Here is a 26,176-nt window from a genome sequence, read left to right as displayed (position 1 = left end):
TTTCGGTGTGTCAAATAGAAGCGGGGTCACCAATAACCACGCGGATAGGCGTGGGTGTGAAACCGTTGCAGGGATTGTTGACCTGAGGGCAGTTTGACAGCACAACAAGCGTATCCATTTCGGCCCGCAAATCAACAAAACCACCGGGGACGGAAAGACCATCGTCAATAACCAGTTCACCATTTTGCATAATGGGAACATTCATGAAGAAATTGACATTGTTGACGATATCACGCTTGCCCATGCCGTATTTTTCTACTTCCAGAAGAAAGTTTTCACGGCATGCATGCATGTATTTTGTTTCGTGCCCAAAGCGTACAGTATTGGATTCACAGCTACAGGCACCGGCCAGCGTATCGTGGCGCCCGCAAGTATCTTCCACAACTGTCATGAGCACATTGCCTTCGTTAGAAAACAGGCGTCCACCTTTGCCAATATAGGCAGATCCCTGATTCAGAAGAGTGTCTTGCGCACTGTAACGTTCGTAATAAGCGTGTGCATTATAGAACAGGGCATCCACCGCCTGCTGGCTTTCAAGGTCAATAATGCGCAAAACCTGCCCCTTGCGCACAACGCCAGACCACGGCACGCGGGCGGGCACAACCTGATCTAGAGTGATGGCAGAGAAAACTTTGCTGATATCATATTCTGGCATGGATCTGGTTCCTGGATCAGGCAAAGAGGGGATCTGTGTTTTCGAAGCCACGGCGGGCTTCTTCGCAAAATGTCCGGCAAAGATCATCTGGCTTAAAAGCAGGGGCTTGCCAGCGCACGGCATCAATTGGGGCAGGGGCAAAGGTTTTATCCGGTGCCAACGGGTGCGGACAGTTGGAGACAGCAACAAGCAGATTCATTTCTGCACGCAGGTCTACATAGTCCCCCGGCTGCACATCGCCTTCAATCCAGCGGAAGCTGCCATCTGCTTGCGTGCTGATGTGAGAGAAAAAACTGATGCAGGATGTAACATCATGCTGGGCCATATCATGCTTGCCAGCAATCAGGCGCAGATTGTTGCGGGTATTACGCAGGCCCGCATTCCCAAAATTGCGCGCATTGCTTTGCGGCGTGCTGCCACCCATGAGGGTATCACTAAAGCCGCAGGAATCATTGATAATGGAAGCAAGTACACGCCCCATATCAGAGAACAGTACACGCCCTGTTGTCAGGCATGTGGTCCACTGCAGTTTGATGGTGTCACCCGCGTTGTAACGTTCACTATGATCATCTGCGTTCCAAATACCTACGGAAACACCATTATTGCCAGAGGTATTGATCAGCCGCAGAGCCTGCCCACGCGGTAAAAGTGTGCTCCAGTACCAACCTCCCGGTATGGTTTCACGGTGCAAAACGCTGCCTTCTGCCATTTCAATAGGCGCAGCAGCCGGGCGTGCACTGTTTTCCTTGAGCAATGCTTGATCGCGAAGCTGGTTGTAGCGGGCGCGATACCATTCGGGGGTCTGTTGATCGATCTGCATGGAACGCTCCTGTATTGTGGAGTGAATTGAAAAAATGGTGCTCAGCACGGCACAGTGTCGAGCTGTGGGGGACGGCCTTTTTCATGAACAGGCGGAATAAGAGACGCAATAAGATGGAGTTTTCCTGAAATAACCCCAGATTGCGTCATGAACTGATCTGCAATTTCCTGAAGCTTTTTGACCTGCCCCTGCACCAGAAGCACTTCAAGTGTCTGACGGCGCACGAGGTTGACATGCAGGGAGCTGATAACTTCAGCCAGATTTTCGTATTGCAGTTCAGCCAGTTTTTGGGAAAGGCCCGTTGCGGCATTGTTGTAAAAGAGAATGATGACACCAGCCATCAACTCCTCAGCGCAGTCTTTCCGTGATGCCATAAGTTCCTGATGCAGGATGTTCTGTATGGCTTGTGAACGGCTGGCATAGCCTTTTTCGGCCACCATGGCATCCAGTTCGTGCAAGATCCCCGGTGGCAGAGAAACGCTGATACGGCTGACCTGTTCTTTTGTTTCCCGGCTGCTCATGAGTGTTCTTCCTATTCCGCCTTGTCTGTTACGAGGGTAAGGAGGGGGATGTTGAAATCTTCCGCTCCTTCATCCGTTTCCTCGGTGTTATCACCAAAGGAGCGAATGAGTGCCTCCAGATGGGCTTTTGTCGCGAGGAATTCGTCTGAGGTCATCTGTGTAGCCCTGCGGGGGCGGGAAAGCGGTACTTCGATAACTTCCTCTACCCGGCCCGGACGTGGCTTAAGCACAAGTATCCGGTCTGCCAGATAAATGGCTTCATCCAGATCATGCGTGATAAAAACAATGGTAATGTCTATTTTGCGCCAGATCTCCATCAGGTAATTCTGCATTTTCAGGCGTGTCTGGGCATCCAGCGCACTAAAGGATTCATCCATCAGCAGCACGCGTGGGCGTGCAGCTAATGCGCGCACAATGGCAACACGTTGTTGCATGCCGCCTGAAAGCTGATGCGGGAAAGATGAGGCAAATTGTTCCAGCCCCACAATCTGGAGCCATTGCATGGCTTCTCGGCGCGCTTCCACCTTGGAAGTTCCGCCCATTTCAATGCCAAACATCACATTGCGGCACACATCCATCCATGGAAAGAGCGTGTATTTCTGAAACACCATGCCGCGATCAGGGCCGGGGCCATTCACTGGTTTTCCATCCACAAGAATACGCCCTGTGGTCGTGCCTTCCAGCCCGGCAAGAATGCGGATAAGTGTAGATTTACCGCAACCGGATGGGCCAACAACACAGACAAATTCACGCCGATGGATGTCGAAATTGATGTCTTCCAGCGCTATGGTCTGGTTACGCTTTTGGGCGAAGACTTTTCCAACATGGTCAATTTTCAATACACATTCACGCTGTTTGATGTGCGCCATGCGCTCGGCCACATCTGGCGGTAAGATGCGATAGTCAGGGAGAGAATTTTGGGTCATCAGGCGTTCTCCCTTTTCCATGTAAAGAACTTACGTGCCAGCAGGCCCAGAACCATATCCGTACCCAGCCCGACAATTCCGATAAGAGCCATAGCCGCGTACACATTATCAAAATGCTGGTAGCGGGCTTGTTGTGTAATAAACCACGTAATGCCAGATGATGTGCCAATCAGCTCCGCTACGATCAAATATGTCCAAGCCCAACCCAGCAGAATGCGCTGATCACGGTACAGATCAGGCAGAATCCCCGGTATCACCACACGAAAAAGCAGTCTTAATCCGCGTGCACCAAGTGTGCGTGCCGCCTCAATAAGGGCAAAATCCAGTTTGCGGGTTGTGTTGGCAATAACAAGTATTTGCTGGAACAGCGTGCCAATAACAATAATAGCAATCTTGGGCGCATCATAAATACCAAGAATAGCAACAGCGAGTGCGCCAAAGGCAGGGGCGGGCAGATAGCGAAAAAAATCTACCGATGGCTCAATAAGGCGCGCCATGGCTGGCAAAGCGCCACACAACACACCCAGCGGCACGCCGATGAGTGACGAGATAACAAAACCCCAGAAAATAATCCGAATACTGTGCCCGAAAGCCTGCGTGATGGAATGCTCTGCACCAGTTGGAGCCGCAGAGGTAAACGCATGCACGAAGGCTGACAGCACCTCTCCAGGGGATGGGAAATAAACAGGGTTTGTTGCAACTCCTTGTGGAGCAGGCAGTTGTTTTGCTCGCATCTCATCCACGGCGCGGTTGAAGTCTGCGCGCTTCATTCTCATGCCGGATTCAAGGTAATCTTCTCCACCGGGATCAGTAATGAGCACCTGCGGATGCCATACAAAAGGCAGGTAGCTTACAGCACTCCATGTTAGCAAAGGCAGGAGAACCGCCAGAATACCGAACACTCCACGTGCCGTTCGGTCTGTCCGGCCATACAATCTCCATGAGGCGGCAAGGCCTTGCATCGCGGTCTCCTACCTCAGTCTTATTTCACGGCGTTTACGAAGGATGGATCAATGTAGCTGTCTACATTTTGCGGCGTTTTATACACGCCGTAACGTACATTGAAGGCATCAGAGATGGCAGAAGAACCGTAGAGAGAGTCCAAACCATCCTTTTTTGTAAAGACAGTTTTATCATCTGAAAGTGTCAGAAGATGCGTGCCTTTTAGGAAGCGTTTGTAAGTGTCTGGAGAAACCCCAGTGCGGGTTGCCATAATGCGCAGGGCATCAGGCTGCGTTTTGGGATCCTGAATATAAGTCACAACACGATCCCACACACCAACCAACCGCTGCCATTGATCGCGGTTATCATGCAAGGACTGTGGATCAACAACGATAGTATCATAAATCAGTCCGGGCACTTCATGCGATGTAAATACCGGGCGCGCTCCGGGCACCATATGTAAGGCTTGCCCAGCATTAGGCTGCCAAGCAGCCACGGCTGCAACTTCGCCAGAAGCCAGAACCTGAGGGGTTTCATTGGTTTTGGTATTAACGAGCTTGATATCTTTCTCGCTCATACCGGCTTTTTCCAAACCTTTGAGCAAAAGGAGATGATCGACCAATCCTTCTTCAACCGCAACAGATTTGCCCTTAAGGCCCTGCATATCGGTAATTCCTGGCTGGGCCACCACCATATCATTGCCATCGGAATAGTCTGTCACAAGGATCATCTCGCCCTTGTGGCCATTTGCGCCTGTTACCAGTGCATCACCATTTGTTGCCATAACAGCATCAAGCTTGTGTGCAGAAAAGGCATCCAGAGAGGCACTGTAATCAAACCACTGGAAATCGGCATCCACGCCAGCTTCCTTCAGCCAGCCTTTATCAATGGCAACTTGCCATGCAACCCAACCGGGCCAGTCGCTATAACCAACTTTTAGTGTTGCAGCTGATGCGGAGGCCGAGACAAAAGTTGCCGCAGCACAAACACCAGCCAAGAGAACTTTCCGGAGAGGCGAGAGCAGACGCATGTGAGAACTCCAGTAATACGAATATGTAAAATCGTATTACTCATTCTCTAGCGGATCCGATTTGGTTGCAACATAAAAATGTTCCTAATCCGGAACTAATTTTTTATGCATTCTAACTTATTGATTTTATTTTATTTATTTTTTCCCAGCCACACGCTCAGAACTGGTGTCAGTATCAGCTCTAAAAAGAAGATTTTTAAATAAATCCTACATAATCAAATAGTTATCTAACGCTTCCTTCCTCTGCATGGTCTTTTGCCCTGATTACCCGTCCGTATGCAGTTTTCCCGAATTCTTCTGAATACGTGCCGTTATCCCATGCCATTTTCCCGCCGATAATAACGCTCCGTACAACGGCATCTGGACGATTAACAATCTGCCTGCATCCGAATTCAGGACGGTGCATAAAGTGGTAGGTTTTTTCCGGGTTCCATTGTGCAAGAGCGACAGGGTCAATAATACAGAGATCGGCTTGCGCACCGAGGTACACCAATCCTGCATTGATTCCGAAGAATTTTGCAGGAAGTTCTGTCAGACGATGAACCATGCGAGAAACCTGCTGTAATCCTTCTTGCTGTGCAATTTTTAATGCACGCAGGTTTCCATCATAAAAACCAATATTGGCAAGGTGTGCGCCACTATCATTAAAACCCGGCAGGGTTTGATTGTGGAACAGGAGCTTCCTGAGTGTTTTGGCATTACGGTTTGCAAAAGTTGTTTCCCAACGCAAATCTGTATCCCATGCCCGCAGCAAATGGAGGAAAAACGCTGCATCATCTTTGATAGGGTTTGGAAAGCTTGAGAAAAATTTCGTTTCTTCATCATGAAGAGAAACATTATGACCATTTGAAGCTTGATATTTGAGAAGCCTGCGGTAAGGAGCTTCCAGCGTTTCTCCAACCCAACCGGTCAGCGGGCATTCTGCTACAATCATGTCATTGAGTTGCCGGGTTAGCACAACATCCTCCAAACGGAGCCTCCGCAACATTCTGGCAAGAGACCAACCGTTTTTCCCCTTAAGCCACATTTTTCGGAATGCTTTGACCCATGCGGGGGTATTGAGAATGCGAGCACGACCCTGACGGTCATCAAGTTCCAGTTCGTTGAGAACCCGAAACTCCGGCACTTCATCCGCTATCGGATTGATGGCACCATCACTCCAGATACGAAATGATGATGATAAAGCCTGAAAACGTAAATTTCCTTTCAGCACTTGAGAATTCAGAATGGAAGATAGCAGCAGGCAAAGGTACATGGCGGAACGATTGGTTTGTAGGTCAATCGCTGCCAACACCGTTGTTTTAAGCGGCTGTTTGTAAAGGCGTCCGCTGGTCAGCATAAAACTGCGTACTGCGGCAAAAATATCGTCTTTGGGGGGAGTGGCCTGCCAAACGCGATTATAACGTCGTACAATATTTGTAAGCCGGGATAATTCTGGAAAGCGCGCATACTGGGTCGGGATTTTTTTCTTTTTGTTCGGTGTGTTGGCAAGAAAATGAAAAGGCAGCGCATCGGTTGAGAAACCAGCATAACCTTGAGACATACCGGCTTCCAGAAGTTGCGCCATTTGGGCAAGCTCCTGCTTTGTTGGCTCTCTGCTGATAGATGCGGTTAACCCCATAACTTCAATCCTGAGCATGGAATGAGGTATAAGCGGCACCACATTAGGCCCCAGTGGCAGGCTTTCCAGATGGTGAAGATAACCTTGTGAATCTGACCACGTGCAGGCATCCGCAACCCGGCTTAGAACAGACTTGGGCATGTTCTCAACCCTTGCGAAGCAATCCACAATAGGGTCTTCACCATTGCGGCGCTGATGACCATACGTCACGCCAATGGAGCAATTGCTTATCACAACAGTTGTGGTTCCGTGGCGTACCACTTCTGGCAATTCAGGGGCAAGTTCGATTTCCAGATCAAGATGTGTGTGAATATCCAGCAATCCTGGCATTAGCCACAACCCCTGACATTCTATCTCGAAAGCACCGTGTGTAGATTCAAGATGAGTGCCGATTGCAGTAATTTTGCCATCGGTCATGGCAACGTCTGCAATAACGGGGGACTTTCCACTGCCATCGAACAAAGTGCTGTTTCGGCAAATAATATCAACCATATATATCTCCGAAAGCGGCGCAGGGAGACATGAAGAACAGATCACTGCGTATAATGGTCGTTCTGCCAGCTGCCACTTATCCAATAACAACAGACTTGAAGAAAATTAGTTTCTGAATAAATAAATTTATATATGAGAAGCGATTATTTATAATATATATGAGTAAATAATCGTGAATTGTACATATTGATCAATTAACCATTTCTCGCCATGCTGCGCGTGCGAGTGCAGCACTGGCAAGGGCAACCATGCAAATAAGGGCTGCGCAACCAAGCCATCCATAACGCGCGTAAAAGGGGGCGGGAGCAACAGCCCCAATACTGCCGCCTAGATAATAGCAGGTAAGATAGAGGCCAGTTGCCGCAGACCGGCCCGTTTTGGCATGACGCGCCGTGTAGCCAGTAGCGCAGGATTGCCCGGCAAAAACGGCCATGCAGGAAAGAGCCAGCCCAACCACGATAGAAGGGAGATAGAGGGAAAGTGTGAGAACAATTCCTACAATTCCGGCTATTTGTGAGAGCAGAAAAGCCTGTGTGCGTCCAATCCTACCAATAAGACGCCCAAAGAAAGGCGTAACCAAGACTGGCAATAGAAAGACCACAAATAGGGTACCAACCTCTAGAGAGGTCAGGCGGAACGGTGGCGCCCCCAAACGTAGGCTCAGATAGGTGAAGGAGGTGACCTGCTGAAACAGCAAGCTGGCACCGATAAAACAGGTGGCTAGGAGCCGCCAGTCCTGCGCTCCTTTTAGGACACTTTTTAAACTTTCAGAAAGGGAAGGGCTGGGTTTGAAATGGCGCTCCGTAGGTAAACAAAACACAGCAAGAGCAAGCACGAAAGACAGCAAAACCGCAAAGACAAGAAATGTGGAGAGCCATCCCGTTAATGCAGCAGCTGCACCTGCAAGAAATCGGCCACAGAACCCACCGAATGCCGTACCCGCAACATACACACCGTTTATGGTAGTTGCGGCACGCCCCGACCATTCCTCGGCAATATAAGCAAGGGCGGCGGTAAAGATAAACGGAACCAGTAACCCTTGCGCAAACCGTAGGGAAAAAAGAGCTGCAAAATTCCATGCCAAAGCGCAGCTAGCGGTTGTGACAATCAGACCGATAAGCGCCATTACCATAATGCGTTTGCGCCCGAAGCGATCCGAGACCGCACCCGCCAGCGGGGCAGCAACTGCCACGCCTAGCGTGGAGGCACTGATTGTCCAGGTGCTGGCCCCCAGGCTAACGCCAAATTGCCGTGCAATATCGGGCAGAATAGGCTGAGTGGCATAAATATTCAGAAGCGCACAACCACCTAAGGCAAAAAGGGCTATTATTTTACGAAGAGGAATCTGTGTGGTTGCGCCTGTTTCATTCCTCATTGCACGACCCTGGAACAGTTCATGATCGACCTCGTAAAAATATCCATGCAAACAGGGCCTTGGGCGCAAGTTCTGAGACGTGTCATTGCTATTATTCAGTACAACAGATTTATGAATTAAAGAGTAAACGCAAGATCCGGTTTCCCTTACGCGATATTGTGATGAACGCGCGTGAACTGTTTTGTGAACATGATGATGGGGCTATATAATCAGACATGGACGCGCTTCATCTCATGCGGCTTCTGTTCACATTGGGGAAGTAGCTTTAGCACGGCAGCGTTGTGCATAGGCACTGGGGCTACATCCTGTGTTCTTTTTAAAAGCTGCGGCAAATGCCCCCAGGCTTTCGTAACCCACGGCAGCGGCAACATGAGTAACATGCTCGCCTCGTGCCAGTTTTTCCTGAGCATTGAGAATACGTAAGCGCTGGCGCCATGCTGAAAACTGCATTCCCGTATCGGCCGTGAAATGCCTTACGAATGACCGGAGAGACATTCCCGCCATATCAGCCCAATCCTGTTGCCTTCGTGAATCAGCAGGGTTGGTGCTTAAAATATCAGCCACCCGTTTCAGCCGCGTATCACCGGGGAAAGGCAATGAGACGGACTGATGAGGAATAGATAGAAATTCATCCCAGAAACTCTCGGCCAAGCGTATAACGCAATCATTCCATACTGCGCCTTGAGCATTTTGAGATAAACGCTCGGCCTGAGCGAGCAGCAATCGTGTGCTGTCTGCTACAAAAGATTTGTTGCTAAGAAAAGAGCATCTGCTGCCAGTAATATACAGGATACAGCCCGCAATAGCGCCGTGAGAGCGGGCCTCATGCACCAAGCCTGATGGCAACCAAAGAAGTTGCCCCGGCCCGATCAGCCAGTAAGCACCTTGCGTTATAACGGCCATAACACCGCTTTCCACCACAAATATTTGTCCATTTTCATGTACATGCTGCAAGGTGGTTCGACGCTCGCTCTGCTTTATCTGTCCACCAAAAAGCCAAGGTGAACGGGCCGGAGGGTAAGGGAGATTGGCGTGCATGAGTCGTATTATGGCTTATTCACGAGAGAACGCCAAAAATATCTCCTGTAAAGCTTTCTGATCTACTTTCTTAGAAGATCAAAGGGCTTTCCATGAAACATGAACAGATTATCCGAAATATGTTTGCTGTATTCACGAATTTTGATGCAGACCCCAACGCATTACTTGCTTTCATGACGCCTGATTATCGGCAATGTGTTGATGGACATGAAATGACATTAAGCGCGTTTCAAACTCACACACGCGCTTTGCGTGCCAACCTTAGTCGGCTGGAAATCGATATCCAGCATATAGTGTGTGAGGGTAATAAAGCAGCCACGGTGCATGTTGCGCGTATTACACGCCTCTCTGGTGAGGAAAGTCTGATCAAGGTTGTTGCCTTTTATCAGTTCAGAGAAGGCCGCATCTGTCTTGTTGATGAACTAACCCATCTTTTGAAAGGTAACGAGAAAGACCAAAACCTTGGAGCATTACAATGAAAAACAGGCTCTATTCGTGAAAATAGAACCTGTTTTCTAGTACGACGGTATCAGGCAATCAGGCTGAGCGTGCTTTTGCTTCTGCTGTTTTCTGATTTTCGATGAGATACGGACCAGTAGCACGAATGGTCATGGAAAGAATGCCCATTTTACCGTGGGTAAGATGGGTGCCCAATGGCAGTATGGCATTTCCATTGGTCCATGCGCAGTCTGCCCAACCCTCGTTATGCCAGCCTTCGGGTTTTTCAGCCTGAAGGTGAGGGGTAATGTCGTATGCTTGGTTGGCGCAGAGCAAACGCACTTCTGCCACGGCAACCCCCATAAAACGGCGGTCATCAACAAACGGTCCGATCACATCGGCCGGACGGCTGGCACGTGAGACAATACGCACACCAGCCGTATTGGCAGGCAACATAAAGCTGTAATGCTGCCCATCATGCCGGAAGGGACGGATAGGGGTATTATTTTCTGTAAGCAAATACAGATCTGGGTCCATCACCAGTTCTGCATGTTCAGCCCTAGCGCCACTGGTGTTCCGTGCTTTCAGCTTGCGGAACAGAGGCTCAACAAAAGCACGCTCCACACACAGAGGAGCAGCGGCATCGCTCTCCCAACTTTGGGTTGCATGACGCAGCGTTGCAATTTTGCCTTCCTGACGGAATGCCCGACGATTGCCTGTATCCAGATAGCTTTCTGTCAACATGCCATCGGCAGTAATAACAGAATGCTGCTCTGTTTCCACATGGTAGTAATCGTAAGAAGTAATGGATGTATCGTAGAAGATGGAAACACCATTAACCAGCATACGCACAGGCACAAACTTGCCATCAAAGAACAGGCTATGTTCTGCGGTAATCAGCATGTCCTTATAAGGCACACCATCTGCAATGGCATCCTTCAGAATGCGCACCGGGTATCCCGCCTCGTCATGCGGTAGGTCGGGGCGGATAGTTGCGTGCGTTTTGCCAACCCAGGTAACCGGGCGAGGGATGCTTTTGTTGCTTTCCCAATCAAACGTCACCACCTGATCGCCAATCTGAATGTCTTCAACCGCCACGTCACCATCAGGCGTACGGATCATGCTGCCAGACAGGAAGCACACTTCGTAAATAAGATCACCATTGGCATCGGGAACAAGTGTATAGCCTGCTTTTTCTGCGCCTGCGATGTTGAGGGTAACAGTTGCGCCGTTTGTAAGTGAAAGAGTAACCTGATCGGCAGTTGGGTAAGTAACACTTGTAATATCGGCAGCCTTCAGGCCGGCGAGTTCAATACCATCGGAATCTCCAGCAGACGTGCCGTTAAAACCGCTGATCATAGTTGTGACAATGCCGCCGGAAGTTAACCCGGAAATAACCACACCGGCATTGCGGCTTCCGACCATATCAATAGTGCCGCTTGTTCCAGACTGAATGGTGGCGCTACCGCCATTCTGCAAGGTAACCGTGCCAGATAGGGTGGCATTATCTCCAAAAGTTATGCTGCCACCACTGTTGACACTTGCAGACACGATGGTGGAACTATCCCCTGCGGAAACAAGAGAGCCACTCTCAACTATAATGGAATCAGCTATCGCATTATCGGAAAGGATGGCTTCACCACCACTTGTAATGCTTGTCGTTCCCGATGCCACACTCCCGCTATACATATAAACGGCGGCACCACTGCCCGTAATGGTGGTATCAACAGTTGTACCACCTGATACAAACAGATCACCATTGCCAGATACAATTGTACCCGTTGCTGAACCACCAGCAGAAACAGTTAAACCTGCTCCTGATGTTACATACGTTGCGCTTGCGGAGCCACCGTCTAGAACCGTTTCTGCTGTGCCTGTATCGCTTAGAACTGTACCAGTAGTAGAACCACCACTGGAAACATAAACCTGGCCTTGCGATGCGGCATGGATGCCAGAAATTGTAACGCCATTTTCAATCTGAAGAGTGCCATCATCTGTAACTGAGGCATTTGTAACCTGACCTCCAGAAATATCGCCGTATGTATTGGGGCCGGTTACTGTAAAACCATCCAATGCAGCGCCACTATATATACCTACCCAGCCACCATCTTCATTCGTCCAGTTTGAGCCTGTTCCGCCATCATGCAAATAAGCATGAGTATTGCTGCCAGAAATGCTCAGATTTGTGGCTTTTCCCCAAACAGCTTCCTGACCATTTTCTTCAACAGTGTCATTCTCACTCAAACCCCCGGCAGAAATTATAATATTTCCGCCATCAGTTACTGATGTAGCCGAAGTTGTACCACCACTTGAGACATTTAGAACGGCTCCGCTACCAGATACCAATGTGCTCGTAACAGTTCCGCTGCTATAAACATCTATATATCCGCCAGACCCCACAGTAACATTACTGGCAGTTCCTCCCGAACTTACAAAAAGCCCGATACCGCTAAGAACTGTGCCTCCATTCTGCTCTGTGGCGTTGCCACTGCCACCACCTATAGTGGTATCTTTAGAAATATCAGACATGATTATTTACCTTTTACGAGAAGTGGATGGTAATGTTTCAATGACTTGCTGGGCTGTAGTGAGGGCGAGTGTTCAAACTGATGCAGCGTATTTGCTTGCCGCAGACAGAACGAAAAACCGTGGTGATTGAAATCAGAGATTACAGAACGTGTCGTTTCAGCAAACCATGATGGATCTGGTCTAACCCTGATGAAAAACAAGACATGCTTTAACCATCGCGCGCGTTCCACCAGATGATGCGCCGTAATAAAGAAATATGGATAAGAGTACGCAGCCTTAAAATAACCAGCTTTACCGCGAGCTATGGCTGTTTTTGCAGTCATGATGGTTGAGACCGGCAAGGTATGTTTAAATAAGCCTGACATGTTTTTACTTTTCCGTATGAATTTTCTTAACTCTTAAATTTGTTAAAAACAAACATCACTTTATGGATTCAAAAATTACTAAACTTTACGGAATTGTTGACGCGTTTAAAACATATATTACTCAAAAATATTTTAAAGATAAAATATTTTTTAATATCAATTATGTTGTGATTTATATCGTAGATTTTGAATTTAACATACTGAATATAAAAGAATTTATATAATGAGAATACGTGGTATGCGTGTTTGTTCTGGAAATAAAATACGGTTCGATAGAGGATTATTACGGCATCATTTTATTTTAAAAATGCATAAATGTATCAAAATAAAACGAGGCATTTATATATTCTTGCTCTTTAATAATAATATGGAAAATAAAAATGCGGCATCAGGAACCGTTTGATACGTTGTTGTGTCATAATTCCCGAAAGCGGTTTAAAGCCGCCCCATTATTTTGAGTAAAGCGGTCCATGCCTATTTCAGCCTCACCCGCAGTAGCAACCTGTCCTGCACCATTCAGCACTTTACATCATCCAAATTTTGCAGTGCCGGATCTTGCGTGTGATACACACGCCCATGTTATTGCAGTAGATACAACGCGTTATCCATTTACATCAAACCGTAGCTATACGCCGCCACCTGCGCCGGAGAAAGCTTATCTGACTATGTTGGATGCGTTGGGCATACAGCGTGGCGTGCTCGTGCAGCCAAGTATTTACGGCACGGATAATAGGTATATGCGCCAAGTTCTGGCACGCCATACCGACCGCCTGCGAGGAGTGGCTGTTATTGATGCAACTGCCAGTAATACAGAGCTGGAGTTGATGCACGCAGAAGGCGTGCGCGGCGTGCGTATTAATGCCTTGTTTCGTGGGGGTGTCGCACTGGATAGTATGGAGCAGATTGCCGCGCGCATTGCACCTTTTGGTTGGCACATGCAGTTTCTTATTGATGTGGCCCACGGGCTGGATCTTCTACCGCGTATTGCACAGCTTGGGTGTGACGTCGTGATAGACCATATGGGTTACCTTACGCCCTCAGCATACGGCAATGAAGCGCTGAAAGCTTTGGAAAAATACGTGGCAGAGAAGGGATGGTGGGTAAAGCTCTCTGGGGCGTACCGTCTGGTAAAAAAACTTGAGGATATGCGGCAAGTTACCCCACTTGCGCAGGCACTTATCCAAGCAAATCCTCAGCGTATGTTGTGGGGGAGCGACTGGCCGCATGTTGCTGTGCGCGATATGCCAAACACGACAGACTTGCTTTCCATGCTGGCAGAATGGGCACCAGATGAAGCCATGCGCCAACGTATTCTGGTACAAAACCCAGCAACACTTTACGAGTTTGCATAAGAAGCACCAAAGCAAACGCAATAACAAACTTTTTGCAATACAGTCCGTTCCAATACTCTATTCCAAATAACAAGAAAAACTGGAAAATAGTATGGTGTGGGTGAACGGACTTTCTCGTGCGGAAAAAGCAACATGCCTTTCCGCCTTTGGTGGTTGGATGCTTGATGCATTTGACTATATGATTTTCACCTTTGTTATTACAACACTTATCGGGCTGTGGCATATCAGCGCGGCCTCTGCTGGGGCCTTGGTAACAGTTACGCTATTGTTTTCCTCACTTGGCGGGTGGGGAGCCGGTATTCTGGCAGACCGGTTTGGCCGTGTAAGGTTACTTCAAGCCAGTATCCTATGGTTTTCGATTTGCACTTGTCTCATCGGGTTTTGTCAGAATTTCACACAGCTTTTTATTATTCGCACTCTGCAAGGCATTGGCTTTGGTGGAGAATGGGCCGTCGGATCTGTTCTGGTAGGAGAAATTGTGCGCGCCGAGCATAGAGGAAAAGCTGTCGGCCTCATTCAAAGCGGATGGGCGGTAGGGTGGGGCGCTGCTGCGGCATTTTATGCTTTGGCTTTCAGTATGCTTCCTCCCAATCTGGCGTGGCGTGCTTTGTTCTGGATCGGTATTTTACCAGCCTTTTTGGTGCTGTACGTACGGCGCTACGTGCCTGAACCTGCCAGCTTTAAGATACAGCAAGCCGCTACAAAAAAAGCGCAATCTCAGCCGTTCTGGGCCATATTTGGCCCCAGCCTGTTCAAAACCACTATGCTTTCTGCGTTGCTGTGCCTGGGTATTCAAGGTGGATATTACGCCATTACAACATGGTTACCCACGTATCTGGAAAAAGAGCATGGGCTTTCAGTTATTCATACAGGTGAATATCTGATGGTTGTGATTATCGGCTCTTTTTTAGGATATGTGTGCGGGGCGTTTCTGGCAGATATATGGGGCAGAAAACCTACGTTTTCATTTTTTGCAGTGCTTTCTCTTTGCAGTGTCATTATCTATTTGCTGTTGCCATTAACCAGCACGGAAATGCTCATTGCAGGCTTTCCTCTTGGATTTTCCGCATCGGGTATTTACAGCGGATTGGGCGCGTATCTGTCAGAACTTTTTCCACAGGCATTACGGGCAAACGGGCAGGGGTTTGCCTATAACTTCGGGCGGGCCATGGGGGCACTTTTTCCGGGGATTATCGGTTTTCTAAGCGAGAGTATGGGGCTGGGTAAGGCTATCTGTTTGTTTGCAACATGCGCTTATAGTGCGGTGTTGCTGATTGTATTTTTCTTACCAGAAACAAAAGGTAAAATTTTGCAAAATTTTTGAGCGCAAGACAGATTGTGCCGCCGATGGCTACGGGCAAGCTGCTTGCTTGGGTCCGTAGCCAATAATAGAAATCAATAAGGCTTGCTCTTACAGGAAGAAGAGCCCTGCCTAAACAGCGGTTTCCTATTACTTGTTCTTAAGTTTTGCCTCCCATGCGGCCCGCACTTCGGCAGGTGTCATTTGCTTCTGTTGTCCCTTTTTTGGCTTTTCAGCAGGCACTGGTTTCTTGCCGTTTGTTATGCGGGCTTTCGTGGAGGAGGGCTTTTGTTTTCCTACTGAACCGCGTGCATGAGAGAGTGCTCCGGGTGCAATCCCGGCGGCAGGATTGCTGTTCACTTCCTGAACAGCGCGGCTGCATAGAGATTTGTCACCTACACCGAACTGAATGGTTGGAAGCAAGGCAAGCGGCGGAAAAACAAATCCCAGCCCGGTAGCTGCGGCTGCACGGCCAATAATTTCGGCACCGGGAAGAACCATGGGGGACTTAATGGGGCCGGTAATATGGAATGCACCCGGTAGCGAAGCAATTGTGGGGTGTTGTGAGCGCGTGGTGAGTTCATAATCCAGCTTGTTTGTGCGGAAATTGATAGTGCCTTTACCCAATGTGCGGGCTTCGCCCGTTTCAAGCAGCAAGGTATTGGTTGAGACAATACCATTCTTGAGCGGCATATCCGCAATAAAGCAGCGAATATCTGTATGGGATGGAAGACCAATCGCACTGAGAACAGCATTAGCCAGTTGCAGACCCAATACGCTCGGCAAGATGGCTGTAATATCCCCCCCTTGATCCAGAACCAGCGTAAGGCCCCCATTACCAGCAGCCATCAGAGAGGCGATGGAATTACCTTTCGCCTTGAGGGTCATATGCCCGCCAATAATACCTTGGGCTTTTGAATCTGCTGTGGCCTGCATAATGCGTGAAAGGTCAATGCGGGCAAAATCGATACGCGCGGTCGTATCAAACAACTTGCCGTCTGGCTTGAGGGTAGCAGAGCTGGCCAGAGTGCCATTTCCCACTGCAAAATTCAGGCGTTTCAGATCAATGGCGCCATCGGTCACAAAAAATTCGGCGTCAATATTATCAAGCGGCACTTTCTGATTTTCGATGTGCGCACCATGATACGTAACATGTGCGTTTACAGCATTCAGTTTGGGAATGTTGATAGGGGTATCTGGCAGCACCGTGTTGCTTTTGGCTTCCGCTTTTTCTTCTGCCTTTGTCTTGTCAGGTTTTGCGCCAATAAAACCGCCTAGATCAACAAGGTTTACTTGTTTGGAATGGAGGTCTGCCTGTACGAATATGGGCTTTTCATGTGGGTTGATTTCAATGGTGCCGCCAATATCACTGGTGCCCATCTTGCCTTCAAAATCTTTAAAAACAACATGTTCGCGCGTATAGTTTAGGGCACCCGTAATGCTGTACGCAGGTGTGCGCGGAATGGGTACACCGGTAAGCGGATACAGCAAAGACATATCAGGCCCGGCAAAGTGCAGTTTGAGATGCGCCCCACTGAGTGTGAGCGGATGCACAACATCCCCTTTCAGCGTGGCTGTTGTAGGGCCATTTTGCACGAACAAATCAACCGGATAAGGCTCCTTATCAGCAACAAAGGAGAGAACAGTGCCCCCTACAAAGCGGGCCGTAATAGGTTGCTGCGCATAACGTCCTTTAGCTGTAAGACGCAAAGATCCGCGGTTGTTGCCTTGCGGTGGCGTGGTTTCCACTCCCATCTGCATATCAGCCTGTAGCGGATCATGCCGGACATGCAGCGCACCATTGGTAATACGCAGTTCTCCAATATCAGGAAGGCTGCTGGCCTGCTCCGCCTTATTCTTATCTGCTGGGGCAGGTTTTCCGTCTTCAGTAAAGGTGTAATTGTTTTCACCATTCTTGCGGGCAAGAATGTCTGCTTTAGGCTCAGTAAGCGCTATAAGCGGGATATGAAGCGCGCGGTGCCATAGGTAGGACCAGACATCAACTGAAACGGTTAGCTCCTTGGATTGAGCAAACAGATTTTTTTCCTGATCAAAGGTCTTGGGCTGTTCTATCTTAAGGTTTTCCACCCGAATGGTTGTCACACGCCCAAGCGCAACGTGCAGATGCTCAATAGTGGTCTTGCGGTGGAGTATTGTCGTGGCACGGGAATTGACCAAAGGTACAAACCAATCCCATGACCAGAATACAATCAGCAGGATAATGGCCAGCAGAAAGCAACCTAACCCTATCAGCACCGGGTGCGATTTTGCGGGTGTCTGAGGGGGTGTTTCAGTCATAAGGCGGGCTCCTTGAAGGCATAAGGCCACAAACAGATAAAAACTTAAAATATATCAGGGATAGAAAGGGTTATCCCGGTATTGCATTTATATAACAAGGCAAACGTTATGTTTGGTTGCGAAGTTCCTGCCCGTTACCAGTCTGGCACGATGCACCTGTCAGAGAACGGCAGAAAGGGGAGGTATGTTCCTAAAAAAGACACTGGCTCTAAATATGGCCAGAGACACGAGAATACTGCATACCTGCAACGCTTTTCGTTTGAGTTGTTGGCTCAATCTGAGAGCTATGCCTAAAAATGTTCTATGACATCAGCTCTTCCGGCACAGACCGCCAGCCTTATTCCTCGCGCCCTTCGCCATGCCAATGGCATAAAACTGCGCAAGGTTGCGCCACGTACCCAACAGGCAGAATGGCATCCCCCCAAAAAAAGGATAGATCCGGTGTCTATCCTTGTTACGCAAGGGGAGCATCGGATCAGCGCATTATTACCAGTGCGTTATGCACGCATGGCCGTTTCTCCCTTTGCCTTTTTACGCGGCGCGGCGGCTGTTATGGCAGCAGATTTGGCCGGAACACTTTCCGCGGGCCCAAGAGTGCAAAGCTGTGGAGATTGCCACCTGGCCAACTTTGGCAGCTATGCCTCTGCGGAAGGGACCGCAGTTTTTGATATCAATGATTTTGATGAAACGCTTTCCGCTCCATTTGAATGGGACATCAAACGTTTAGGCACCTCTTTGGTACTGGCGGGGCGAGAATCTGGGCTTTCCGAGGCATCTGCACGTAATCTGGCACGTAGCATGGCGCAATCCTATGCGCAGGAAATGGTGCGCCTGGCCCCTATGAGCCCTTTGGAAATCTGGGCAGAACGCATTGACCTTTCGGCCGCCATTGCGGGTTTTCAGGACAAACAAGCCCGCAAAAAAGTCCAGAGCTTGCTAGATGCACGTCTGGAAAGTGCGCGTACACATTTTGGCCTTGTGGCAGAAGATTGCGGTACACCACGCCTAACAGAACAACCACCCTTGGTGGTGCGTCTGCCAGAACAGGATGAGGCAATACGCGCAGCCTTTGCCCGATATATTGCAACACAACCGCCCGAGCGTGCCATTCTGCTTTCTCGCTACACGTTGCAGGATGTTATTTTCAAGGTTGTAGGCGTAGGCAGTGTGGGCACGTTTTGCGCCATAGGCCTATTTTCGACACCAGATAATGAAGTTTTACTGCTTCAAATCAAGGAAGCTCAGGTTTCTGTTCTGGCTCCATATCTTCAACCCTCGCCATTCCGCAATCAGGGTGAACGCGTTGTGGTAGGGCAGCGTATTATGCAAACAGCATCTGACGCGTTTTTAGGCTGGACGCATAGTAGCGGCACAGATGAAGTAGATGGCGAAACGGGAAGCCTTCCTATTGGGCAGCGCCAGTTTTATGTGCGCCGGCTGAAAGATCAGCGTTTGGCTGCAATTGGCGCAGAATTTGCGCAGATTGGTCTGCCAGATTATGCGCTTTTATGTGGTCGCACGCTTGCACGCGCTCATGCGCGCTCTGGTGATGTTGCCACTTTGGCGGGCTATCTGGGCGGAGGGCGTGCTTTTGCAGATGCCATTGCGGGTTTTTCTGTTGCTTATGCAGATCAGACAAAAGCCGATTGGAAAACCTTCTGTGCAGCCATTAAAGCAGGGCGAATTTCCACTCAATCTTCTGCCTCATCATCCAAAGAAAACGTATCCCCAAAGAAGAAATCTTAATTTCACAATCTTTTCTGGTGAGGCGTGCAGGGCTTACGTGCGTCTCTCACCAGAAGAGCACATTAAATAGGAGCGCCTGTTACCTAAAACATCATAAGGCCGGCTTTTTAGCCATTTTTTAGGGTTACAGGTTTGGGCTTTACAAAAAACCGTCCGGACGGTATGTTTTTCTCATGACGAGCCATAAGACACGCACAAACAATCCGGAATCTGTAAAAAGCAATCTTTTGGATGCTGCTGCTGAAATACTGATTCATGAAAGCGCGCAAAAACTGACACTAAATTTGGTTGCGCAAAAGGCGGGTGTTAGCAAAGGCGGCTTGCTCCATCATTTTCCCTCTAAGGAGAAACTTCTTGATGGGTTGTTCCATCGAGAACTCAATCTTTTTCGAGATGAAATACTGGCTGCTATGGAAAAAGATCCTGTTGAAACAGGGCGGGCAGCGCGTGCCTATATTGGCTTGGGCAATGCATCTAACCCGCAGGATAAAAGCTATATTATTCTTCGCCAGTTGCTATCTGTCATGCTGTCAGACAGTACACTGTCTCAAGAATGGACGCGTATTTATTGGCAAACAATAAAATCTACCGGGCTTTTTGAAGAAAGTTCGCCGTTAATGATTTTATGCTGCTTAGCAGCAGATGGGTTGTCATTATGGGAAATATTAGGTGCTGACAAACTGAATGGCATTGATTACGAAGATATTCAGAGCATTATTGAAAAAATTACATATTCTAAACGGATAGACCAATGAAGGGGTTTTTGTACATCTTCTTTACGGTGGTTTCCGAAGTAATCGGCACGGCCGCACTTAAAGAAGCACAGAACTTTACAAAGCCTCTCCCAATTTGCGTCATGAGTGTTGGGTATGTGCTATCGTTTCTCTTTCTATCCCTTGCCTTAAAAGTTACTCCTATGAGTGTCGTTTATAGTGTATCTTCTGGGTTAGGTATTATTTTTTCGTGCCTTATTAGCCGTTTTTATTTTAACCAAAGTTTAGATTACTCCCAAATACTTGGTATTGTTCTCATATTTTTTGGTGTCCTGTTGTCAAACGGCACCAATGTTCACAATACGTAAAATCTCTAAAACTCTCAAAATAGAGCAAGTGCATAGTTGTAAGTATTATGTGGTATCATATCAAAAAAACAAAAGTGCTCTATAAGGCTTTCTTAATTACCACTCTTATATCTATGAGTGCTTGTAAAGAAAAATACAGTAAACCTGTGGCACCACAACCAAAACCTGTTGAGGTCGTTCAGGTTGTCCGTGCTGATAATAATTTATCACAATATGTGGGTTTTTATACTGCTCAGCATATAATATCTGTCTCTACGCTACGAGAAGGAAAAATTAAAAGTATTCCTGTCAGCGAAGGAGAATTTATACATAAAAATGATATTTTAGCTATTATGCACAATACAGATTCAAAACTTCTTCTGGCACAAGCGCAGAATGAGTTTGAAGCAGCGCATGCCAATACGCTTCAGCTTTCTGATCTTGTAAAACGTAGTAACGGTTTGGATGCTATAGGCGCTTTATCTACAAGCACAATAAAAGACCGACAATCAGCCCTTTCTATGGCCCGTGCAAAAGAAAAAATTGCAAAAGAAGCCGAAAAACTAGCTGAAAGCCAAGAACAACAAAGTATGGTGCGGGCCCCAGAGGATGGAATTATCATAAAAATTTCTGCCCAGCCCGGTGCATTAGCCGGGGTTGGGAATGAGATTGTTGTAATGGCAGCAGGCAACCCCGAAATTGATGTAGAATTATATGATTCAAAGTCCGTAAACATTGGTGAGCAAGCCGAAATTACGATTATAGGAGATACACACCCCATTGGTGTGAAAGGGGAGGTTGTGCGTATCAGCCCATATTTTGATCCTGATACAAAAGTAAGACATGCACGGCTGGCACTAAAAAACCCGTTGCCATTACCATTGAATACTTCTGTTTTTGTTACACTCTTACCAGAGCAAGTAAAAAATTTTGTTCGCGTGCCTCTTACTGCAATTTTTTACAAAAAAAATACGCCTCTTGTTTGGGTGGTGAGTAAAAATAAACAGCATATTGAGGAACAAAACATCACAATTGTAAGCTTGAATGGGCAAGATGCCATTGTAACAGGCCTTTTACCCGAACAACTTGTGGTTTCAAGTGGCCCAGACCTACTTCAGCATGAAGACCTCGTAAAAATTGTGCAGATGGATGAGCATTCATGATGTCTCAAAAATTCAATCCATCTCGTTGGGCTGTGGAACATCCTCAGCTCATTGGCTTTCTAATGATTATCTCTGTCATTGCCGGGGGATGGCAGTTTATCAATCTGGGGCGTGCTGAAGATCCTAATTTTACATTAAAAAGTATGACAATTTCGGCCCAATGGGCTGGAGCAAGCCCGGATGCATTGCAGGCGCAAATAATAAATCCATTGGAACAAGAATTACGTGGTATAGATTTTTTAGATACTCTTTCCACATACTGTAATCAGTCTTTTTGTGTTACGCAGGTTTCTTTAAATGATAATGCCCCCAAAGAGCAGGTTCCACAAATCTGGCAAAAAGTTCGTAACAAAGTAGCTGATGTTTCTCCTACTTTACCAGAAGGAGGAACATTATCTGTAAATGATGATTTTGCAGATGTTTATGGTTATACCTTTGCGCTAACAGGGCCAGAAGTCTCCAGCCTTTCTCCGATCGCCAAAAAAATAAAAACTGGTTTTCAGAGAATTCCTGATGTTGCAAAGGTACAAATTATTGGGGAAATTCCAGCAACCTTTAATATAGATATAGATCCTGTTCGGCTAAAAAATGTAGGTATGGGCCTGGCGCAGTTTTCTGAGACCATACAGCAACATAGCCTTATTGCATCAGGCGGCATGCTGGATTTTGGCATTGACATGCCTATTGATGTTTCTGGTGCCGTTTATAATCAGGAATCCATAGAACAGATCACATTACCTTCAAAATCTGGCAACTTGCATGTCAAAGACATTGCAACTGTTAGCCGGGGTTATATTGATCAGCCATCCAGTATTGTGCGGTATCATGGCACACCAGCACTTATTATAGCCGTGGCAATGGCAAAAGATGGTGATGGCCTTACCTTGGGTAAAAAACTAAATACCGAGCTAGATAAAATAAATAGTGAACTGCCAACAGGTTTAAAATTTGTTCAAGTTGAAGATCAAAGTAAGGTTATTAAGGAAGCCGTAAATACATTCCTGTTAAAGTTCTTTTTTGCGCTTCTGGTTGTACTGGTTGTAGCATTTGGAACACTCGGATTTCGAAGCGGAATGGTTGTGGCATTTTCAGTGCCGCTTACCCTATCTTTTGTTGCACTATACATGAAAATATCTGGAATTGGTTTAGAGCGCATTTCTCTGGGTGCTTTAATACTGTCCCTCGGTCTATTGGTTGATGATGCTATTATTAGTATAGAAGCCATGATTGTGCAGTTATCCAACGGTGCCAGCAGAGAGGATGCGGCATCCTACGCGTGGGAACACACGGCTTTTCCTATGCTTACGGGCACTTTAATAACCATTATAAGCTTTTTACCTGTTGGAATAGCTAAATCTACAACAGGTGAATATGCTGGTGAGATTTTCTGGGTAAGTGCTGCCGCATTGCTTTGTAGCTGGGTGGTAGCCGTAATTTTCATACCTTTGCTTGGGGTATGGTTTTTACCACAACCCCAAAATACATTAGAAAATACACCGTCTTTAGAAACAAAAAGTATTCTTGTTTTACGTAAAACCCTTGAATGGGTTGTTGTTAAAAGAAAAACCGTTTGCGCCGTAACGCTTACTCTTCTTGTTATGGCAATATTTGGCACATCGTTGGTTAATCAGCAGTTTTTCCCTCTATCTGATCGCCCAGAACTGATTGTTGATGTTGCATTACCACCCGGAAGTTCACTTAGTAAAACCAATAAAATTGTAAGCGATATTGAAAGCAAGATATTATACTTGCCTTCTCTGGCTCATATTGAAACACACATCGGAGATGGCGCGCCCAGATTTTATCTGCCTTATATACCAGCCAGTCCAAGTGCTTCACACGCAACCTTGCTTTTAGTTGCTAAGGATTTGAATGCGAGGGAAGAGCTCTTCCAAAGTATTAAAGCTTTCGCGAATGATATTCCCGCAAGCCTTCATGTACAAAGGCTCTCTTTGGGGCCAACGGCTGATTTTCCCGTGCAATATCGCATTATTGGTCCAAACATAGATAAAATTATAAATATATCTCATGAAATAAGAGATATTCTTAAAAATACATCTGGCACATCTGATGTACAGATTGATTGGGGCAATCGTACACTCTCTGAATCATTTCAACTGGATTCAGAAAAAGTTGCTCATTTTGGAAGTAACCGTATTGCCATTGCACAACAAATGCAGGCTTTTCTTTCTGGAGAAGAGGTAGGTAAAATTTTTAATGCGGATAATCATCGTAGCCTAGTTATTCGTGCAGAAGAAAAATTCCGTCATAATCCACAATTATGGGGGCTGCTTCCAATACAAACGCAAATGGGTAATGTATTTCTAGGCCAATTAGGGTCTTTGGAAATTAAACAGGTTTTTCCTGTGATATGGAGAAGAAATGGAGAACCATGCATAACAGTTCAGTCTGATGTTATGCCGGGTGTTGAGCCCCTGGAAATTGTAGAGCAGATAAAACAGAAAATAGATAACATAAAAAAGCATCTTCCATATGGTTATAGAGTAGAAGTAGGGGGAGACGCCGAACTTTCTGAAACAGCAAATGATGCCATATTTGCTTTATTGCCCCCAACCATAGGTATTATGCTGCTTATTTTAATGCTGCAACTGCAAAAATTCAGCCGTGTTGTGCTGGTTTTATGCTCCAGCTTTTTGGGGCTGATAGGTGCAGTATTGGCTTTACTTATCTTTAAAGCACCATTTGGTTTTGTTGCCTTGTTAGGCTTAATTGCTTTGGCCGGAATGATTATGCGCAATACCATATTACTGGTAGATCAAATAGAATATAACAAACATAATGGTTTAACGCTAAATGCATCTGTTATTGATGCAACAATATTGCGTGCACGCCCTGTTATACTTACAGCTTTAGCCTCTGTTTTTGCCTTCATTCCGTTAGCATTTAATATTTTTTGGGGGCCTATGGCCATTGTCATGATTGGGGGATTGAGTGTTGCTACATTTCTTACCCTTCTTTCCTTGCCAGCTTTTTACTTGGTTATATTTGGTGAGAAACAAAAAGATAAGGCTGTACAATGATTTTTATGTTTCCCAAATTCCAGAAAAATAGAATTGCATTGTTATTGCCAGTCGTATTTCTGGAGGCATGCTCCTTACAGCCCAAAACATCACTCCCAAAAGTAACATTACCACAAGCATGGGAGAATACACCGGCCCAACAGTTTGATGGCAAAACACAAAAAGACTGGTGGCAGAACTTTCATCAGCCAAAATTGAATAATCTCGTAAGTATTGGGTTGCAGGAAAATATTGATATCAATATTGCGTATGAAAAACTGCAAGCATCTCGTATTGAAACAAAAATAGCCTACGCAGCAAATATGCCCGAAATTAACGGCACAGCAGGGTATAGCAGAAATTATACATCTACAGCAGGCATAGGAGATGTATTGCGGCCTTTATTAGGGTTAGATCAAGGAGGTTCTTACCTAGAACCTAAAGGCGTTTCTTATAGTAATTTTAATACGGGTATGTTTGCATCATGGGAGCTAGACCTATGGGGCCGCTATAAATTGATGCGAAAGGTGGCTGATGCCAATCGTCAGGCCTTTCAAGATGATATTGAGGCTGTATCTCTTTCATTTGAGGCAGAAATCTGCCGTCTTTATTTTCTTTGGGTCAACCTTACCCAAATGGTAGAGGTTGAAAAAAAAGCATCGAATATTTTAAAAGAAATAGAGACTATAAATAACGCCTCGTACCAACGGGGCTTGATATCCCAAACAGTTCTTCTTGAACAAAGCAATCAATTTCATAAGGTTTTTATGAAGTATCAGGAACTGGATAATGCGCAACAGGCTGTACGTCGGGCGCTTTCCACGCTGGTATACAACCGTCCTGATGCTTTATCTGTGAATGATCAGAGTTTTTTACCTATTGATTATACTCAGATTACACCAGCACCTTTAAAAATTCCGTCCGTATTGGTGCAAAGTCGGCCAGATATTCGTGCGGCTGAACAAAGATTACACGCGGCTTCGGCTATGGTTGGTATTGCTAGGGCAGACTTTTACCCTCGCATTACATTTTCTGGCGAATTGTCGATAGATGCGTTAACATTAACCGAGTTCGGGTGGGGGGCACGAAATACCCAATTTGGCCCAACGCTGACTCTACCTATTTTTGAAGGTGGCAAAATTGCGCGGCAAGTGGAATTGCGCCAAACCGAACTCAAAAACGCTGGGCTGGAATATAAGCGAACAGTGCTGAACGCATGGAAAGAAACAGAAGATGCGCTCGCCAATTACAATATGACACGCGCACAGTACGGCGATGCTGCGCAGATGGCTGAAAATGCAAAAATAAGTGAAAAAAGGGTAGGGGCTTCTTACCGTCGAGGAGATGAATCCAAAGTAGAATTTCTTGTCAGCCAGCTTGCAAGCCTAGATTGTGAGATCGAGCTTTTGAACATGCAGCAACGTTTGATGGAAAATTACATCCGCCTATATGTCGTTTCAGGCGGGTAACGTGTAGCTCTATCAA

Annotated in this window: 21 protein-coding genes; 9 read left to right on the top strand and 12 right to left on the bottom strand. The window is 46.8% G+C overall.

Annotated elements, in window-relative coordinates; genetic code table 11:
* Positions 1-10: 10 nt before the first annotated feature.
* The 9 genes from ACP7IZ_RS07000 to ACP7IZ_RS06960 form a co-directional block, all read right to left on the bottom strand.
* Entirely contained in the window at positions 11-655 is a 645-nt protein-coding gene (locus ACP7IZ_RS07000) for an urea amidolyase associated protein UAAP2 (RefSeq protein ID WP_003624240.1), read from the bottom strand.
* A 16-nt stretch (positions 656-671) separates the two neighbouring features.
* Positions 672-1,475 (bottom strand): urea amidolyase associated protein UAAP1, encoded by an 804-nt coding sequence (locus ACP7IZ_RS06995; RefSeq protein WP_426848445.1) that lies wholly within the window; start codon positions 1,473-1,475, stop codon positions 672-674.
* Between the two features lie 41 nt (positions 1,476-1,516).
* Positions 1,517-1,996, bottom strand: coding sequence for a CopG family ribbon-helix-helix protein (locus ACP7IZ_RS06990; protein WP_006115504.1), 480 nt, complete (start codon positions 1,994-1,996; stop codon positions 1,517-1,519).
* 11 nt (positions 1,997-2,007) lie between these two features.
* Entirely contained in the window at positions 2,008-2,922 is a 915-nt protein-coding gene (locus ACP7IZ_RS06985) for an ABC transporter ATP-binding protein (RefSeq protein WP_426848444.1), read from the bottom strand.
* Positions 2,922-3,884, bottom strand: a complete 963-nt coding sequence (locus ACP7IZ_RS06980) for an ABC transporter permease (RefSeq protein WP_426848443.1) — start codon at positions 3,882-3,884, stop codon at positions 2,922-2,924. Before ACP7IZ_RS06980 ends, ACP7IZ_RS06985 begins: the two co-directional genes overlap by 1 nt.
* 20 nt (positions 3,885-3,904) lie before the next feature.
* A complete protein-coding gene (locus tag ACP7IZ_RS06975; RefSeq protein ID WP_426848442.1) occupies positions 3,905-4,894 on the bottom strand; it encodes an ABC transporter substrate-binding protein in 990 nt (329 codons plus the stop codon).
* Between the two features lie 223 nt (positions 4,895-5,117).
* Positions 5,118-7,007, bottom strand: coding sequence for an N-acyl-D-amino-acid deacylase family protein (locus tag ACP7IZ_RS06970; RefSeq protein WP_426848441.1), 1,890 nt, complete (start codon positions 7,005-7,007; stop codon positions 5,118-5,120).
* A gap of 190 nt (positions 7,008-7,197) precedes the next feature.
* Positions 7,198-8,382 (bottom strand): MFS transporter, encoded by a 1,185-nt coding sequence (locus ACP7IZ_RS06965; protein WP_426848440.1) that lies wholly within the window; start codon positions 8,380-8,382, stop codon positions 7,198-7,200.
* Between the two features lie 246 nt (positions 8,383-8,628).
* Positions 8,629-9,420, bottom strand: a complete 792-nt coding sequence (locus ACP7IZ_RS06960; protein WP_426848439.1) for an AraC family transcriptional regulator — start codon at positions 9,418-9,420, stop codon at positions 8,629-8,631.
* Positions 9,421-9,512: 92 nt separating this feature from the next.
* On the opposite strand from ACP7IZ_RS06960, the gene ACP7IZ_RS06955 reads away from it, so the two are divergent.
* Positions 9,513-9,899: a nuclear transport factor 2 family protein gene (locus tag ACP7IZ_RS06955; RefSeq protein ID WP_426848438.1), complete on the top strand. Its 387-nt coding sequence runs from the start codon at positions 9,513-9,515 to the stop codon at positions 9,897-9,899.
* Between the two features lie 58 nt (positions 9,900-9,957).
* Here the strand turns inward: ACP7IZ_RS06955 and ACP7IZ_RS06950 are convergent, their stop codons facing one another.
* Positions 9,958-12,387, bottom strand: coding sequence for a Hint domain-containing protein (locus ACP7IZ_RS06950; protein WP_426848437.1), 2,430 nt, complete (start codon positions 12,385-12,387; stop codon positions 9,958-9,960).
* A 2-nt stretch (positions 12,388-12,389) separates the two neighbouring features.
* Positions 12,390-12,752, bottom strand: coding sequence for a hypothetical protein (locus ACP7IZ_RS06945; RefSeq protein WP_426848436.1), 363 nt, complete (start codon positions 12,750-12,752; stop codon positions 12,390-12,392).
* A 470-nt stretch (positions 12,753-13,222) separates the two neighbouring features.
* Here ACP7IZ_RS06945 and ACP7IZ_RS06940 point away from each other — a divergent pair, with 470 nt between their 5' ends.
* Together ACP7IZ_RS06940 and ACP7IZ_RS06935 are read left to right on the top strand one after the other, a co-directional pair.
* A complete protein-coding gene (locus tag ACP7IZ_RS06940; RefSeq protein ID WP_426848435.1) occupies positions 13,223-14,104 on the top strand; it encodes an amidohydrolase family protein in 882 nt (293 codons plus the stop codon).
* A gap of 91 nt (positions 14,105-14,195) precedes the next feature.
* Positions 14,196-15,428, top strand: a complete 1,233-nt coding sequence (locus ACP7IZ_RS06935) for an MFS transporter (protein WP_426848434.1) — start codon at positions 14,196-14,198, stop codon at positions 15,426-15,428.
* A gap of 126 nt (positions 15,429-15,554) precedes the next feature.
* Here the strand turns inward: ACP7IZ_RS06935 and ACP7IZ_RS06930 are convergent, their stop codons facing one another.
* Positions 15,555-17,702 (bottom strand): AsmA family protein, encoded by a 2,148-nt coding sequence (locus ACP7IZ_RS06930; RefSeq protein WP_426848433.1) that lies wholly within the window; start codon positions 17,700-17,702, stop codon positions 15,555-15,557.
* A gap of 303 nt (positions 17,703-18,005) precedes the next feature.
* Here ACP7IZ_RS06930 and ACP7IZ_RS06925 point away from each other — a divergent pair, with 303 nt between their 5' ends.
* From ACP7IZ_RS06925 to ACP7IZ_RS06900, 6 genes are all read left to right on the top strand, one after another.
* The gene (locus ACP7IZ_RS06925) at positions 18,006-19,448 is read left to right on the top strand and encodes a DUF2252 domain-containing protein (RefSeq protein ID WP_426848432.1); all 1,443 of its coding nucleotides are present in this window, start codon (positions 18,006-18,008) and stop codon (positions 19,446-19,448) included.
* A 173-nt stretch (positions 19,449-19,621) separates the two neighbouring features.
* Positions 19,622-20,203 carry a TetR/AcrR family transcriptional regulator gene (locus ACP7IZ_RS06920; protein WP_426848431.1) on the top strand — a complete coding sequence of 194 codons (582 nt, stop codon included), beginning with the start codon at positions 19,622-19,624 and terminating at the stop codon, positions 20,201-20,203.
* Positions 20,200-20,529, top strand: a complete 330-nt coding sequence (locus ACP7IZ_RS06915; protein ID WP_426848430.1) for a DMT family transporter — start codon at positions 20,200-20,202, stop codon at positions 20,527-20,529. Before ACP7IZ_RS06920 ends, ACP7IZ_RS06915 begins: the two co-directional genes overlap by 4 nt.
* 47 nt (positions 20,530-20,576) lie before the next feature.
* The gene (locus ACP7IZ_RS06910) at positions 20,577-21,671 is read left to right on the top strand and encodes an efflux RND transporter periplasmic adaptor subunit (RefSeq protein ID WP_426848429.1); all 1,095 of its coding nucleotides are present in this window, start codon (positions 20,577-20,579) and stop codon (positions 21,669-21,671) included.
* Entirely contained in the window at positions 21,668-24,712 is a 3,045-nt protein-coding gene (locus ACP7IZ_RS06905) for an efflux RND transporter permease subunit (protein WP_426848428.1), read from the top strand. Before ACP7IZ_RS06910 ends, ACP7IZ_RS06905 begins: the two co-directional genes overlap by 4 nt.
* Positions 24,709-26,160 (top strand): efflux transporter outer membrane subunit, encoded by a 1,452-nt coding sequence (locus ACP7IZ_RS06900; protein ID WP_426848427.1) that lies wholly within the window; start codon positions 24,709-24,711, stop codon positions 26,158-26,160. The genes ACP7IZ_RS06905 and ACP7IZ_RS06900 overlap by 4 nt, the downstream gene beginning before the upstream one ends.
* The last annotated feature ends 16 nt before the right edge of the window (positions 26,161-26,176 follow it).

This window comes from Acetobacter sp. AAB5 (assembly GCF_050106715.1).
Classification (GTDB): domain Bacteria; phylum Pseudomonadota; class Alphaproteobacteria; order Acetobacterales; family Acetobacteraceae; genus Acetobacter; species Acetobacter oryzifermentans.
The sequence above is the reverse complement of the archived record's forward strand: the minus strand, read 5'-3'. Positions and strand labels throughout refer to the sequence as shown.